The 14,795-nt window shown below is 45.1% G+C and carries 16 protein-coding genes; 6 read left to right on the top strand and 10 right to left on the bottom strand.

Annotated elements, in window-relative coordinates; all coding sequences use genetic code 11:
* Both AC3DOM_RS08665 and AC3DOM_RS08660 read right to left on the bottom strand, forming a co-directional pair.
* Nucleotides 1–654: methyltransferase (locus AC3DOM_RS08665; protein ID WP_487918645.1), on the bottom strand; the 654-nt coding region annotated here is incomplete at its 3' end.
* 3 nt (nt 655–657) lie between these two features.
* Nucleotides 658–1,323, bottom strand: a complete 666-nt coding sequence (locus AC3DOM_RS08660; RefSeq protein ID WP_487918644.1) for a TetR/AcrR family transcriptional regulator — start codon at nt 1,321–1,323, stop codon at nt 658–660.
* A gap of 140 nt (nt 1,324–1,463) precedes the next feature.
* Here AC3DOM_RS08660 and AC3DOM_RS08655 point away from each other — a divergent pair, with 140 nt between their 5' ends.
* From AC3DOM_RS08655 to AC3DOM_RS08640, 4 genes are all read left to right on the top strand, one after another.
* The gene (locus AC3DOM_RS08655) at nt 1,464–2,615 is read left to right on the top strand and encodes a thiolase domain-containing protein (protein WP_487918643.1); all 1,152 of its coding nucleotides are present in this window, start codon (nt 1,464–1,466) and stop codon (nt 2,613–2,615) included.
* 66 nt (nt 2,616–2,681) lie between these two features.
* Nucleotides 2,682–3,074 carry a PilZ domain-containing protein gene (locus tag AC3DOM_RS08650; protein ID WP_487918642.1) on the top strand — a complete coding sequence of 131 codons (393 nt, stop codon included), beginning with the start codon at nt 2,682–2,684 and terminating at the stop codon, nt 3,072–3,074.
* Between the two features lie 259 nt (nt 3,075–3,333).
* On the top strand, nt 3,334–3,693 hold the full coding sequence (locus AC3DOM_RS08645) for a PilZ domain-containing protein (RefSeq protein ID WP_487918641.1): 360 nt from the start codon (nt 3,334–3,336) through the stop codon (nt 3,691–3,693).
* A 455-nt stretch (nt 3,694–4,148) separates the two neighbouring features.
* A complete protein-coding gene (locus tag AC3DOM_RS08640; RefSeq protein WP_487918640.1) occupies nt 4,149–4,814 on the top strand; it encodes a lysophospholipid acyltransferase family protein in 666 nt (221 codons plus the stop codon).
* A gap of 197 nt (nt 4,815–5,011) precedes the next feature.
* Here the strand turns inward: AC3DOM_RS08640 and AC3DOM_RS08635 are convergent, their stop codons facing one another.
* The 8 genes from AC3DOM_RS08635 to AC3DOM_RS08600 form a co-directional block, all read right to left on the bottom strand.
* Nucleotides 5,012–5,140, bottom strand: coding sequence for a hypothetical protein (locus AC3DOM_RS08635; RefSeq protein WP_487918646.1), 129 nt, complete (start codon nt 5,138–5,140; stop codon nt 5,012–5,014).
* 46 nt (nt 5,141–5,186) lie between these two features.
* The gene (hydA, locus tag AC3DOM_RS08630) at nt 5,187–6,605 is read right to left on the bottom strand and encodes a dihydropyrimidinase (RefSeq protein WP_487918639.1); all 1,419 of its coding nucleotides are present in this window, start codon (nt 6,603–6,605) and stop codon (nt 5,187–5,189) included.
* Nucleotides 6,605–7,642 (bottom strand): DUF2270 domain-containing protein, encoded by a 1,038-nt coding sequence (locus AC3DOM_RS08625; protein ID WP_487918638.1) that lies wholly within the window; start codon nt 7,640–7,642, stop codon nt 6,605–6,607. The genes hydA and AC3DOM_RS08625 overlap by 1 nt, the downstream gene beginning before the upstream one ends.
* Before the next feature lie 32 nt (nt 7,643–7,674).
* A complete protein-coding gene (locus AC3DOM_RS08620) occupies nt 7,675–8,232 on the bottom strand; it encodes a hypothetical protein (protein WP_487918637.1) in 558 nt (185 codons plus the stop codon).
* A 73-nt stretch (nt 8,233–8,305) separates the two neighbouring features.
* Complete coding sequence (locus AC3DOM_RS08615) at nt 8,306–9,772, bottom strand: pyridoxal-phosphate dependent enzyme (protein WP_487918636.1); 1,467 nt, start codon at nt 9,770–9,772, stop codon at nt 8,306–8,308.
* Nucleotides 9,773–9,985: 213 nt separating this feature from the next.
* Nucleotides 9,986–10,852, bottom strand: a complete 867-nt coding sequence (gene mtnP, locus AC3DOM_RS08610) for an S-methyl-5'-thioadenosine phosphorylase (RefSeq protein WP_487918635.1) — start codon at nt 10,850–10,852, stop codon at nt 9,986–9,988.
* Nucleotides 10,853–10,906: 54 nt separating this feature from the next.
* Nucleotides 10,907–11,365: an FHA domain-containing protein gene (locus tag AC3DOM_RS08605; protein ID WP_487918634.1), complete on the bottom strand. Its 459-nt coding sequence runs from the start codon at nt 11,363–11,365 to the stop codon at nt 10,907–10,909.
* Complete coding sequence (locus tag AC3DOM_RS08600) at nt 11,366–12,196, bottom strand: FHA domain-containing protein (RefSeq protein WP_487918633.1); 831 nt, start codon at nt 12,194–12,196, stop codon at nt 11,366–11,368. It abuts the gene before it with no gap.
* A 118-nt stretch (nt 12,197–12,314) separates the two neighbouring features.
* Here AC3DOM_RS08600 and AC3DOM_RS08595 point away from each other — a divergent pair, with 118 nt between their 5' ends.
* Entirely contained in the window at nt 12,315–13,643 is a 1,329-nt protein-coding gene (locus AC3DOM_RS08595) for a glycerate kinase type-2 family protein (RefSeq protein ID WP_487918632.1), read from the top strand.
* 28 nt (nt 13,644–13,671) lie between these two features.
* On the top strand, nt 13,672–14,673 hold the full coding sequence (locus AC3DOM_RS08590; protein ID WP_487918631.1) for a 2-hydroxyacid dehydrogenase: 1,002 nt from the start codon (nt 13,672–13,674) through the stop codon (nt 14,671–14,673).
* The last annotated feature ends 122 nt before the right edge of the window (nt 14,674–14,795 follow it).

Below are 14,795 nucleotides of genomic sequence, written 5' to 3'. Positions count from 1 at the left end.
TGGCTCCCCGTAAATACGGCGAATATCGGGCAATTCGGTACAATAGAAATGCACCCAGATATATAGATGATTGAATGCTACTGCCACTAATGCAGCCTTTGACAAGGTTGCCAAAGCAATCGCCCACAAAATCAGAAAGCCAAATTTGTACATGGCATTATCTGTATATTTGAACATTCCCTGTTTGACAAATAGCTTGTTTCGATAGGAAGGATCAAAATGATCAATACCATAGGCGCGGTTTATTCCAAAGTATTTCACAACGGAATACATACTGTAGACGAAGGGCAAAATCAGTAATCCAGCAATCAGATATGCCAGGATTGGATCTAGTGCCAGCGTTTTGTAATTTGCCAGACCTACTAAAATTAGGGAGACCGGTCGACCGGCGAAGAATATCGTAAAGACAACTTTATAGATAGGGAATCCTTTTTCACCAAACCAACGTGTGATCAACCCATGATGTAGCTCCAGACGCCAGAAGAGCCATACAATTATTTGATGGATAATAGGGATAGCGATCGCAATCCAGAGCCAGGTCTGAGTGCTGATTCCCCATAATTCACCGATCAATACATCACCACGTGCCAGCATGGTTACCCCTGCCAGCAAGAGAATAAGAATAAAATAATGCCAACCTTGTTTTTCAAACATTGTTCACTGATTCCTTTCTAAAATGCCATACAAAAAATATTCCATATAGGTTTCAAGACTCATCTCTCGCAATTCAGCCGGTAACTCCGGGTTGGTCATCAAGAATTCAGTGATGTAAAATGACATAATTGAACCAACGAATAGACGTATCAGCTGAGGCAGGGGCATTTCTCGCACGCCGCTATCGGAAGATAAAAAACGCTGCAATATAGGTAAAGTCTTAGGGAAAATAGATTCATATAATTTTTGGAAGTGCTTTCCATTGAATTCCACAATTTCGATGAACATCAACTTGATGAAATCAGGATGGCGTCCCAATTCTTCCTGAATACCTCGCGCTGAATTTCGAATAAATTCATCTATGTTATCTCCGGGAGCATCTTGAATGATCGGTAATATTTTTATATACGGATGCTGGTCAATAATCAGTTCCTGGAATATTTCGTCTTTACCTTTGAAATGATTGTAAATCCCGCCCAAAGCAACGCCAGCTTCTTCCGAAATCTGGCGCATGGATGTTGCTGAATACCCCTGCTCAAGGAAGAGCTTATAAGCAGTTTCTTCTATTGCTAGTCTTGTACGCTTTCCTTTGGAAAGAGGTATTTCTGGCATGGTTTCACCAAAATAAGTGAACGAACGTTCGTTTTTATTGTAGCGTTTTTTGAACAAAAGTCAAGTAGAAATTTATTAAACATCTGGAAGCTTTATATAACGGTAGATTCCCAGTTATAAACAAATATCTTTGATAGAACCTGAGAGGGCACTCGGTTACAATTACACCAATAATATAAATATTTAGAGGATTTTAAATGCGCAAAGTCGCAATCATTGGCATTGGCCAAACAAAAGTTGATGAACATTGGAACCGCACCATTCGGGATTTGGCTGGAGAGGCAATTTTTGCCGCGCTTCAGGATGCGGGTCGGGAAGAATTTGAGGCATTATTTAGCGGAAATATGCTATCCGGGCTGATAGACCAGCAAAATAATCTTGGGGCGGTGATCGCTGACTGGATCGGCTTCAAAGGGGAATCGATCAAAATCGAATCCGCTTGCTCCTCCGGTGGAGCCGCTTTTCGGGCGGGCATCATGGCCATCGCTTCAGGTGAGTTGGATTCCGCAATGGTCGTCGGTGTCGAAAAGATGACCGACGCTGCACCCACAGAAGTCACATCTGCTCTGGCAACCGCCGCCGATTCAGATTGGGAACTGGAGCAAGGCATCTCTTTCGTGGGCTTAAATGCGCTCATCATGCGTCGCTATATGCACGAATACGGCTGGAAGCATGAAGATTTTGCGCCCTTTTCACTTAATGCCCACGCCAATGCAACCCATAACCCAAATGCGCGGCTGCCCTATCCAATCACATTAGATCAATTCAACAATGCACACATGGTCGCCACACCAATTAATCTAATGGATGCTTCGCCAATTGGCGATGGGGCAGCTGCGGTATTGATCGTACCCCTGGAGAATGTGCGCGATAACAAAGGGGCGGTGCAAATCACGGGATCCGGGGCAGCTACCGATACGATTAGCGTTCACTCCCGGAAGGCGCCGCTCTTTTTACAGGCAGCTTACCTTTCAGCACAACGTGCTTATTCCGAGGCAAATATCACCCCCCAGCAGATAGATTTTTTCGAATTGCACGATGCTTTTTCAATCATGTCTGCGCTCTCGCTGGAGGCCTGCGGATTTGCAGAACGAGGCCAGGGGCCAAGACTCGGGCTTGATAACGAGATCACGCCAAAAGGGGGGCGTATCCCGATCTGCACACGCGGTGGGTTAAAGGCACGCGGTCATCCTGTCGGTGCAACCGGAATCTATCAGATAGTCGAAACCGTCCAGCAATTACGCGGCGAATGTGGCGAAACTCAAGTGGCTGCTGCAAAAATTGGCATGACCCAAAATATTGGTGGCTCTGGTGCAAGCATCCTGACGCATATCATACAAATTATCTAGCTAAAATCCTTGACACCCCACTTTGTTTCCTTCTATACTGAGTGAACCTTTAAATGGAGAATAGAGATGAGCGAAAAAAGAAGCGAAAATCGCAGGGATTTTTCCTATTACATGCAGCTAACGGACGCCGCTACGCAAACTCCGGTCGGACATTTGGCAGATATTAGCTCAGGTGGTTTTAAACTCGACTGCGATAAACCAATACCAGCAGACCAAAATTTCAGTTTGCGTCTAAATTTGACAAAAGATATTTCCGATAAGCAATTCATGGTTTTTCAGGCACGCAGTAAATGGTGTCATGCAGATCCAATTGACCCTTTTGTTTTTAATGTTGGTTTTCATATAGTTGATATTCATCCTGGTGATCTTGATATTTTCATTCGGGTTGTCCAATTATATGGAAAGAATAAACCAAAAAGAAATGCACCACCACCGCGCGGAAGCAGCAGAAGCAGGTAAGTTATTTCCCCCATTTAGGTGGCTTATTATTTAAGGATTTTTATGATTAGTAACAACATAATAAAAATAATAATCGGCGAAAGGTCAGTGTTGACCTGGTTGAACATTTTTATTTATGGAAGACCAAAAAATGGTTTGGCCACCATATCGGGAGCTCTGATGCAATCACCATGACACTTAACCTATAAAATTTCTAGGTAAATGTCTTGACACTCAGCTTTGATCTCTACTATACTTGCGATAGACAAGGAGATTTGTTATGAGTGAGAAAAGAAACGAAAATCGCAAAGATTTTCCTTATTATATGCAGTTGACTGATGCAACCACAAGTCAGCTTGTTGGGCATTTGGCAGATATTAGTACTGGTGGGTTTTTGTTGGATAGTGACAAACAAATCCCAGTTGGCCAAGAATGTAATTTTAATCTGGCATTAACAGAAGATGTCACCGACAAGCCTTTTATAACATTTTTGGCACGCAGTAAATGGTGTAGGACTGATCCAACTGATCCCCTGGTTTATAATGTTGGTTTCCATGTTCTTGAGATGGAACCCGAAGATCTTGAAATTTTCAACATAGTAGTAAATTTATATGGAACGAATAAACCAATAGACAAGTAGACCACCACCCCACGAAAGCAATAGAGATTGATGAGAATATGCCCCCCATTTGGGGGCATATTATTTTTTGTTTATTAAAAAACAACCCCGTATATTAGGATAACGGGTAAGAATGTAAATGTGGACCAGATGACCATCTTCCAATTTTCTGATCGCTGATAAGTTTTCCGGGAGATCACCTCTGCAACAATTACAAAGAGCGGATATAGCCAGAGGAACCTTTTAAAAAGAATATCGAAGAAAGAAAACCTGGCATCAACGGCGATAAATGACATTACTGCCAGACCAAACCACAGTAATAATGGCCCTACTGAAAATCATTGCGATATAAAATACCAAGTCAATATTGTTTTGAACAAACAAGATTATTTTAGAAGTTTCGTATTTCCTTGATCGCATTTCCAAAAAATACTAAGGATGTTGTCAATTGATAAAAACAGACATACAATTGGATTATGACTAAATATATTCTTCGATCTCTCATTCGCTTTTTTGTCACTCTGGTTGCTCAAGTTAAAGTTGTTAATAAAGAAAAGCTCCCAAAATCAGGGAGCTACGCCTTTGCAACTAACCATCTTGGTTTCATCGATGCCACCTTGGCCTATTATATTCTCAATCGCTGGGATTTCTTCATTCCGATCGCTGAAAAATGGGGGGAGTATACGTTTTTACGCTGGCTGGGGAAGCATCTGAACATTATCTTCATCGATCGATTCAACTCGGACATCCACGCGTTGAGGCAAATTTTGCGCCGCATGGCTGAGGGGCAGGTTCTCGTGATCGCACCTGAGGGGACACGCAGCCGCAACGAAAAAATGGTGGAAGCAAAACCCGGTGTCAGTTACCTGGCGTCAAAAGCAAAATTCCCGATCATTCCGGTCGCATTGGCAGGGACAGAAGATCGGATTTTATTTGGAAACCTGAAACGGCTAAAACGCACAAAGGTTACCGTTACCATTGGAGAGGCGTTTACCTTGCCCCCACTGCCAAAAGAAAATCGCGATGAAGTGTTAAAAGAATATACAGATGAGATTATGTGTCGGATCGCTGCCATGCTGCCAGAGAAAAACAGAGGATTTTATGCGGAACATGCGAGGCTGGCCGAGATATTGGCTAATTAAAAGCAAGCAGGGCATAAAGTCAACAAACTATTATGCATTTCTTTGAATTTTAATCCTATGTACGAGAGGGTTTCGCAAACTTCTCACCCAAATGCAAATAGTAAATTCCCACACCCAAATGAGGAAATAATCCCTCCAACTTCATGGCTGATGAGAATTACTTTTTTGAAATTATGTAATCTATTTGAAATTTCCACCTATTTCACTACAGAATTAAAATCAAATACACTCCCCGCTAATGTGACACGGTCGTAATTATTATATCCAAAATGCTTCGCCAGCCAATGATCCAAATATTTTTGAAACCGGTAATCAATGCAATGCACAACAACCGCATCTGTAACTAGTTTTGACAATTTTAATCCCTAGATCTTATAAAACTTGAGCATCCGGCATTCTCTTCACGAACTGGCCCCCACCCGGCTTGCCCAGCCATTCGTCACCATCCACGATCAATTGACCGCGTAAAAATACTTTCTCCGGGTAGCCGACCAAATCCCAGCCTTCGAAAAGGTTATAATCGGTGCGCTGGTGCGACATCGCCACACCATAATTAACCTTTCGATCAGGATCCCAGATCACAATATCCGCATCCGAACCGGGTAGTATTGTCCCTTTACGAGGATACATCCCAAATATCTTGGCGGGATTTGTACAATTCAATGCAACAAATTGATTGGCCGTAATTCTCCCCTTAACCACTCCCTCAGTCCACATCACCGGCATCCGGTCCCCCACACCCGGCAAACCGTTTGGTATCTTCGTAAAATCATCCACGCCCAGTTCCTTGCCCGGAATCGCAATTTCCTGACCTTCGTAGATTATTGGCTGCGTTCCATCGTAGAAAACGGGACAATGATCGGTTCCAATTGTCTGCATGGCTCCATCTGCAACTGCCTGCCAGAGCCGGGCATTATCCGCTTTTGTACGCATTGGTGGAGAGCAAACCCACTTCGCCCCATCTGGTCGGCGCATATCGTCAATGGTGAAAAAGAGATATTGCGGGCAAGTCTCTCCCATGATCCTGATATCCCGCTCTCGGGAATATTCGAGCATATCCACGCCAATAGCCGTATTCATATGGACGATATAAAGCGACGCCTCCGCTGCCTGGGCCATCCCTGCTACCCTTAAAATGGCTTCTCCTGCACCCCAGCTTGGCCTCGTTAAAGCGTGCCATTCCGTAGAGGTATGCCCCGCCTCCAGCGCATCTGCAACCAATTTTTCGATCACATCCCCATTCTCTGCATGGAGCAAGGTTAACATCCCAAACTCGGCCGCAGTTTGTAAGAGGGTGAAAATGCTACCATCGTCAATGCGTAAAACACCATTATAGGCAGTAAAGATTTTTAACGTAGTGATGCCCTCGTCCAGCAGCTCAGGAAGTTGTTTCCCCACGTCCTCATTGAAACGGACCATATTCATGTGGAAGGAATAATCGATTGCAGCTTTATGATCTGCTTTGGCATGCCAGGCATCCACACATTGCCTGAGGGAGTCAAAGTCCTGGTTGACAAAGTCGATCACAGTGGTCGTACCGCCATAAGCAGCAGCCTTGTGGCCTGTGTAGTGGTCATCGGAAGAAACCGTCCCGAACATGGGGAGATCAAAATGTGTGTGCGGATCCACGCCTCCAGGGAGGAGCAATTTCCCGGTCGCGTCAATCCGCTCTGCATTCGGAGCATGGAGATTATTTCCAATCGCCACGATCTTTTCTCCCTCGATCAATATATCCGCCTGAAAAGTATCTGAAGCGGTAATCAGGGTTCCGTTTTGGATCAATAAAGACATTATTCATCCTCCAATGGCATAAATCCACTACCAAAAACACTCTTGGCTGGGATAACAACAACAAAAGCTTGTGGGGCAACATCTGCAACCAACGCCTTCAACTGTGGAACTTCCGTGATTGTTAGAGCAACCATTAGCACCGCACGTTTCTCGTGAGTAAATGCACCTCTTCCAGAAATCTCTGTTGCGCCCCGATGCATATCTTCCATTATCCGTTCGCTAACTTCGTCTGGTTTACCTGTAATGATGAGGGTTAGGAGCTGTTGGCGGCGGCGCGGATTTTTGAACCAGGCCCTACCTTTGCTTTTGCTAAATGATTTTTCAAGATCAAATTCCCCAAAACCATATCGAACATGCACTTCTCCTGAGGCGCGCCTTAATCCAACTGTCAAAAAGGTCAGTAAAAACATTAGAACATAAAAAATTGAGACAATTAAAATAATCAGTTGTCCATTTAATCCGCCAGCCCCTGCGTTCTGGAAAATTTCGGCCACTGAATGAATAGGTTTAGGAAATAAACTCAGTTTGGCAAGCCAGGCGGTACCAACGATGAGGTAAATCCAGAGATAATTGCGGCGGAGTCTACGTCCCAGCGCTTCCAGCTCAGAAATTGGAAATACAGGGTGGAGCAGACTCTCAGCCATGCCTTCAGCCCAATCAGAGGAGGGCTTGAATGGTGGCACCAGCATGGCAGCAAAAAAATCTGTCTCCATCATGCGTACGCGAGAAGACCAGAGCTCATAATATCGATAACGACGCGCTTCAATAATCAAGAAGACCGTAACAAGTAAAAGGTTCATCAGAACCACAATATGGCTGATGCTTTGTGTAAATGCCAATGATATGACTGCACCTGTAGAAATGACCGCCCAATTCGTAGTTGCATCCAGCCGCTGCCGCCAAACATTTGTCCGATTTACCTCGGCACGAAAAAGATGCACCATCGCTGTATTGAATTCTCCGGCATGGAGCTCGTATCCGCGATAGGTCCAGACAGGTTCATGAGAATGATCAGGAGTATTATTTTCTTCTTTCATGAGCTCTTTTCTCCGGCTAAACCCTGTAGATATTATTCATCATCAGACTCTTCAAATTTATTAATTCCTAATAAAGCCATCAAAACAGTTGGATCAAGTTCCACATCCGGGAGATCCGTTTTGTATAATTGCTCACTTTCAGCCCGCTCCCGGAGGGATTTCCATAGCAGTTTTCGCTCATCATTTTTTACAACCAGATCATTCAAGGTTTCGGCGTTCAAGAGGTATTCACCGGTTGTATAAAGAAAAGTTAATCGTTTCCACTTTTTCGCCATAACCGAATTGGGCAGTTTCTCTAAAGCACCCAGCTGAATTTTGAAATATTCTTCCTGGGCGCGGGGGTGATCTGCTTCATCTCGGAGAATTTCTGCGCGGGTGGCGAGTTCATGTCCATACACAGGGGCAATAAATTCAATTTTTCCACCACGAGAACCAAAAGCCGAGGGTTGATAAAAGGCCAGGTAATCTACAGATACAACCTTGGGCGCAGTCCTAAAGGGGATCCGATACCAGCCTAAAAGGCGGGCGAGTTCCATATCACGAGGAGATGGCATTACACAGACGAGGATTAAATCCGTAGGAGAGAGCATTGTCTTATTCTATCGTATTTAAAGAAAAAACTTCCGAAATTTTATAAACTCCGGAAGTTTCGTTGGTCAGAACTTAGAGCAAGCCAACATCTTTGTTAAATTCTTCGACAAGGGCGTCGATTTCATCAGCTTGTTCCTGGATACCCGTGAAATAATCTTTGCCGTACCACTGATCCTGAATTTCATCGTAGGTTTTACCCTGCTGTTCAACCCAGGTGAAATACTTGAGCTGGTGGATGCGGCGGCGATCTGTGTAGCGCAATTCCTCGAGGTTGTCAGTGCTTTGTCCGTGCAACCAGCGGGCAAAATCGGCGGCGGCATTGGCCTCAGTATATTCACCAAATTCGTCATGCATCTCTTCCAGACGAGATTGGTAAAGTTCCATCGAGTCGGTCAGGACGGTGAGCATTATATCGTTCTCGCCCATTTCGTAATATTTCGCTGCCTTGATCGCAGAAAGAACATTTGAGATACCAGAGAAACCCAGCAAGTCAAGCTGGGAAATTATTTCTGAGGAAACACCCTGCTTGGCAAGATATTTTTGGCCTTCTTTTTCGTTAAAGAGGCGGCTGATATTTACGACAGCATTGTCGTCGATTGCAACAATCATATCTGTATTCTTCGAGTTGTGAATCCATGGGACGTGTTTATCTCCAATACCTTCAATGCGATGTGAACCGTAGCCATTTTCGAGCAGGGTCGGGCATTGGAGGGCTTCACTGGCAACGATGACGCTTTCGGGGAAGAGTTGTTTCAGATAATCGCCACTGGCAATAGTTCCTGCAGAACCTGTGGCAGATGCCATGCCACGATAGGTGTCGTTCGGTCCCATCACATCCTTGAGAATTTCTTCCATTGCATGACCAGTTACTTCATAATGCCAGAGATAATTGCCAAACTCATCAAATTGATTAAAGATCATCAGATCTTCGCCGGAGTTGCGCAATTCCCAGCATTTGTCGAAAATCTCTTTGACGTTCGACTCGCTACCGGGGGTCTTGATCGTCTCACCGGCAACATTTTCCAGCCATTCAAAGCGTTCCTTAGACATTTCTTCGGGCAAAATAGCGATAGATTCGCAAGCCATCAGGGCTGAATCATAGGCACCACCCCGGCAGTAATTACCGGTGGATGGCCATACGGCTTTCTGGGTGGTCGGATCAAACTGACCGGTGACCAGGCGGGGAACCAAACATCCATAAGCCGCCCCAACTTTATGGGCTCCAGTCGGGAACCATTTGCCGATCAAAACGACGATGCGTGCATCTACGCCGGTCAACTCACTGGGCAATTCAAGATAATTGACACCACCGAACTGTCCGCCACTTGCTACAGGCTCATTATGCCAATTGATTCGAAACATGTTCAAAGGATTAATATCCCATAAACCAACGCCCTTCAATTCTTCTTTGATCTTATCGGGAATCAATGCAGGGTTTTTCATCTGTGCAAAAGTCGGGATAATGATATTGCGCTCTCGCATTCTCTGCACAGCTCGTTCACGACGGTCTTTCATTACAGTCAAATCAATTTTAGCCATTTGGAATCTCCTGGGAATAAAGGATGGTGGTAAATTAAGCGTGCTTCCCCATCCGAAGTTGTCAGACAACTTCTATTATAAACTAAATTTATTGTCGAGGGTAGGGGGAAAGGAAATTCGTCTGACCTTAATTGGCGTACCGACGTGGATGGAGCCTATCAAGTCTGATTTCAGTTTGTTCTCGTGAAATTAATACTTTTGGTGCTTCATTAATTATTTCAAATATTTCTTTACCAGCAAATCAAGTCTCTCCCGTGTTTCCGAGAGAATCACGCGAGGCTGGGTAATCAGTGCATCAGCGAGGGCATTTCCACAAGTGCATTCCCTTTTTGCTGAATATTCTCGTGCCAAATTCCGAACCGCTTCCTGTGCAACTTCGGTATTTTTCATCAAAGTTTTGATGACGATCTCAAGCGTCACTGGGGCCTCGCTTAGATGCCAAACATCATAATCGGTAACATGCGCCATCACGCCATAACATATCTCGGCCTCGCGAGCAAGGAAAGCTTCGGGAGAGGCTGTCATCCCAATAATGGACATCCCCCACGAGCGAAAAGTATTCGATTCGGCGCGGGTTGAAAAGCGTGGCCCCTCGATGGTGATGAATGATCCGCCCTTGTGGACGGTTGCTCCCGTATCCCGAACAGTTTTCATGATTTGAGCGGAAAGATCAGGACAAAATGGATCCGCAACGCTAATATGAGAAACCAGACCATTTTCAAAAAAAGTCCTCTTACGATCGCGAGTCATATCAAAAAGCTGATCCGGGACTACAATTTCGCCAGGCGCGTAATCTTCACGTAATGAGCCGCATGCGCTAATACTAACAATTTTCTCAACGCCAAGAGATTTTAAAGCATATATATTTGCACGGTAGTTGATTTCACTTGGATTAATATGATGGCCAATTCCATGTCTTGCTAAAAATGCGACACGCTGTCCTTCCAGTAGTCCTACAATGATAGGCGCACTTGGCTCTCCAAAAGGTGTAGAAATCGTTCGTTCTTCAGTACTTTCAAGACCCTGCATCGAATATAAACCAGAACCACCGATAATTGCCAATGAAATTGCGTCTGTCATAAAATTCTCCGTTTTCGGATTGCCAGATTACCAGAAATAAAGTCTTGACGATGTTTACATTTGTAGCGTATTTGGCGACAATTCATCTACCGAAAACTGTAGTTTAAGTTGAACTTTGCCACAATAAATCTCATCATTACCAATTACTATGGTGGGAGTCCTTACCTCTTCGCCATTAAGGGTTGTCCCATTTGTAGACTGTAAATCTTCCAGCCACCATTGTCCATGATGATAATTAAGGCGAGCATGATGCGCGGATACCGTCTCATTTTCAAGATAGATATCACTATGTGGGTCGCGTCCCAATGTGATTTCTGGGACTCGAAAATGTTTGCTTTGTAATTTTGCTTCATGACTCATAAACGTGATCGTAAGAGGCGGCGTTTTACGTATGGCTAACAACTCACTTTGCAATTTGAAATTTCGCCATAATAACAAAAACACCCAGCCCATAAAAAAATATAAGCTGAGAGTCATGCCAATACGCAAAACCAGCAAAATGGGGCCGCTCATTTATCTTTTCTTATCATAATCGTCAATGGTTTTATCGTGCATAAAAACTGTGTGACGCGAATTATATGGCCCAGCCAGAGGCTCGGTTTTATCCTGGTCAGTACGACGAGGAGGGATATCTTGCCCAAAGATCAACGGAACGCCAGACAATGAGATCACATCACCGGCATAAAGAGTAGATTGATGTGTACGCTGGCTGTTTACATAAGTCCCACCAGTGGAGTTGAGATCAAAAATAACAAAACTGCCATTAATGACACGCAATTGGGCGTGATCCCGGGATACGCGTGGGTCATCAAGAATCAGATCATTTTCAATCCGACGGCCAATATTCACTACAGTTTTATAAAGAGGAAAAATTTTTGTTCCATGAATTATCAAAAAAGCATTTTTTGGAACTTCTTCAGTTGAAAGATCTGCATCCTTTTCAGTTTTCTGCGAATTCATCCCCTGGGTTGCAGCAATCACATTCTCACTATGGGATGCAAAAATTTTTACCTCGTCAACCCCAAGCTCAGGGTCAGGTGAAAGTGAAAAGTTGAGCGGTTCGGCAAATTTCAAAGCAGATTCAGTTGAAATAATATTGATCACACGCTCAAGTTTTTCAATCAATCGTGAATCGTCCTGCCACTCCCAAATCAAATCTGGGTGTCCGGAAATCGTATAAAGATTTGGGAGATTTGTAGTATCCCCAAATTCTTTAATATTGTTTTCTATTTCCGCTGCCAATTGTTGTGCTACCAGGCCATCTTCTTTTTTGAAGGGCAAATAATTGAGTAAATGCACCTCAATGAGGGATTGGAGACGTCTTTCCAGTTGGTCTATTTTCATTTTCAATAAAACTCCACGGGTAAGGTTACCCTATTATAGAAGCCGCGCTCGTAAAAATCAAGTCTAAATATATTAGTGTTTATTGTCAGGCAATTAATTCAATGCTATCATCCAGATCATGAGTTGGAAAGATTATTTCAATATGGCCAGCCTTCAGAGAGAACCGAATGCAAATGCGGTAAAACGGATTTTAGACGCTTCCATTAGTGCTGCAAACCCTGCGGACGCAGTGCGACGATGCCTCACCCGGGATGGGAATTTGCTGTGGGTTAATGAGCGGGAATACCCATTGAATGAATTTTCGGCGGTTTATCTCGTCTCTGTAGGTAAAGCCGCTATCTCAATGGCAGTTGCGGTTTCAGAATTGTTGGGGAAAAATCCGCATGAGGGCATTGTCGTTGCCAAATATTTGCCTGCAGTCTCCCTGCCGGAAAATTTGGCATTTTTAGAATCATCACACCCCCTCCCCAATGAGCGCAGTTTGAGAGCGGGAGAAATGATCCTTGCTTTACTGAAAAAAACTACAGCGAGCGATCTGGTCATTTTTCTGATTTCAGGAGGTGGCTCAGCTTTGATGACATCCCCTGTAACAGGCGTATCCTTGAAAGACATGGAAAAGCTTACCTCCCTTCTGCTGGCATGTGCTGCCCGAATTGATGAAATTAACACCCTGCGTCGTGCCCTCGACCGCGTAAAGGGCGGCGGGTTGGCTCGGGCTACCTTCCCCGCGCAGATGATCAGCCTGCTTCTTTCCGATGTAATAAATTCTCCCCTTGAAGCAATTGCCTCTGGTCCCACCGTTCCCAACCCCACTACCCGATCTGATGCCCTGAATGTGATAAAGAAATATAATATATTTTCGCAAACGCCTTCCACAATTATTGAAATTCTACAAAAAGAAGATGGAACTGAACGGGGAGGCCTCTTATCAAGAGGAGTGGTTCATATTATCGGCAGCAATCTCATTTCCGCTCAGGCCGCACAAGCGCAGGCCTTGCGAGAGGGCTTTGATGCACAGATCATGACGACCTCCCTTCAAGGCGAGGCCGCCCAGGTTGGGCAAGAGTTAGCCACTAAACTGGCCAATAATAAAAATCGTCCAATTTGCTTGATTGCAGGCGGAGAAACAACCGTATCCCTTGGTAACACAAATGGGCTTGGAGGGCGAAATCAGGAAGTTGCGTTGTCAGCGGTCGCTGGTTTGGCAGGTATCCCCGACGTGATGCTTGTCACCCTTGCCACCGACGGGGAAGACGGTCCCACCGACGCGGCAGGGGCAGTTGTAACCGGGGATACTCTCGCAAGAGCGCAGTTACTCGGCCTGGATCTGGATGCACACCTGCATAATCATAATGCTTACCCCTTTTTCGATGCCCTCGGCGATTTGTTGAAAATTGGTCCAACAGGGACGAATGTGAATGACCTGACCTTTCTTTTTGCCTTTTAATGTATCTTTGATCTGGAGATTGAAAGAAATGATTGATCCGCTTGTAATACTGACTCACCCACTCCCACAGGAGTGGATTGTAACCCTCGAGGGCCATGTTCGTTTGGTGGTGGGCACTGAAGGTTTTCCTGGTGTTTCTCCCGAATTGCTTGAATATCTTCCCGAAGCGGAGGGGATTCTGAGCCTACTCACAGCTCGGATGGATGGGAGGTTACTCGATCTTGCTCCAAAGCTGCGTGTGGTCAGTAATATGGCTGTCGGCGTCGATAATATCGACATCCCCTACTGTACTGTGCGCGGTATTCCCGTTGGGCATACGCCGAGCGTTTTGACAGATGCGACTGCCGATCTGACGATGGCAATCTTGCTCTCAGCAGCCCGGCGATTACCGGAATCTGCCAGGGATGCCCGTGAGGGGCGCTGGGGAATCTGGTCTCCGACGGGGTGGCTTGGAGCTGATCTACGTGGGGCAACCCTGGGCATCGTCGGAATGGGAAAGATAGGACGCGCCGTTGCAACACGAGCATACGGATTTGGACTCCGTTTGGTTTATGCCGACCCAGCCCAATATCCAGAATTGGATGCAGCTTATAGCGCGCTGCGCATCCCCTTTGATGAGTTACTCCAAACCAGTGACTTCGTCAGCCTTCATTGCCCTCTGAATGAATCCACACGAGGGTTAATGGATGCATCCGCATTGAAGATGATGAAACCCAGCGCAATCCTGATCAATGCGGCCCGTGGCCCTGTTGTGGATAGCGTTGCGTTGGTACACGCTCTGACGGAGGGTTGGATTTCGGCTGCTGCGCTGGATGTAACTGACCCCGAACCTTTGCCAGCAACACATCCGCTTTTTGAATTGGAAAATTGCTTGATCGTGCCGCATATCGGTTCGGCAACAATTGGAGCACGCAGACGCATGGCAGAGATCGCCTGTGAAAACCTGCTGGCGGGGTTGGCCGGGGAACGCTTACCGCATTGTTTTAATCCTGATTGCGATGATAATAAAAGTGGTTTACCATCAAGATGAACTATAATTCTCGAAAAAAAAATGAGAAAAACTTTTCGCTTATATAATTTCCTGATTTTTCTTGGCGGCGTCATTGCTCTTTGTTGGTTGTTGGTTATCCCTGGAGATGCAAAAAATTCATG

This window comes from Candidatus Desulfolinea nitratireducens (assembly GCF_982879505.1).
Note: the sequence above shows the minus strand (reverse complement) of the source record. Positions and strands in the feature narration are given on the sequence as shown.

Bases quoted from the DNA above. Each gene is read 5' to 3' on its own strand.
- AC3DOM_RS08655 (WP_487918643.1), top strand. From the start codon at position 1,464: ATGCGCAAAGTCGCAATCATTGGCATTGGCCAAACAAAAGTTGATGAA.
- AC3DOM_RS08650 (WP_487918642.1), top strand. From the start codon at position 2,682: ATGAGCGAAAAAAGAAGCGAAAATCGCAGGGATTTTTCCTATTACATG.
- AC3DOM_RS08645 (WP_487918641.1), top strand. From the start codon at position 3,334: ATGAGTGAGAAAAGAAACGAAAATCGCAAAGATTTTCCTTATTATATG.
- AC3DOM_RS08640 (WP_487918640.1), top strand. From the start codon at position 4,149: ATGACTAAATATATTCTTCGATCTCTCATTCGCTTTTTTGTCACTCTG.
- hydA (WP_487918639.1), bottom strand. From the start codon at position 6,605: ATGTCTTTATTGATCCAAAACGGAACCCTGATTACCGCTTCAGATACT.
- AC3DOM_RS08625 (WP_487918638.1), bottom strand. From the start codon at position 7,642: ATGAAAGAAGAAAATAATACTCCTGATCATTCTCATGAACCTGTCTGG.
- AC3DOM_RS08620 (WP_487918637.1), bottom strand. From the start codon at position 8,232: ATGCTCTCTCCTACGGATTTAATCCTCGTCTGTGTAATGCCATCTCCT.
- AC3DOM_RS08615 (WP_487918636.1), bottom strand. From the start codon at position 9,772: ATGGCTAAAATTGATTTGACTGTAATGAAAGACCGTCGTGAACGAGCT.
- mtnP (WP_487918635.1), bottom strand. From the start codon at position 10,852: ATGACAGACGCAATTTCATTGGCAATTATCGGTGGTTCTGGTTTATAT.
- AC3DOM_RS08605 (WP_487918634.1), bottom strand. From the start codon at position 11,365: ATGAGCGGCCCCATTTTGCTGGTTTTGCGTATTGGCATGACTCTCAGC.
- AC3DOM_RS08600 (WP_487918633.1), bottom strand. From the start codon at position 12,196: ATGAAAATAGACCAACTGGAAAGACGTCTCCAATCCCTCATTGAGGTG.
- AC3DOM_RS08595 (WP_487918632.1), top strand. From the start codon at position 12,315: ATGAGTTGGAAAGATTATTTCAATATGGCCAGCCTTCAGAGAGAACCG.
- AC3DOM_RS08590 (WP_487918631.1), top strand. From the start codon at position 13,672: ATGATTGATCCGCTTGTAATACTGACTCACCCACTCCCACAGGAGTGG.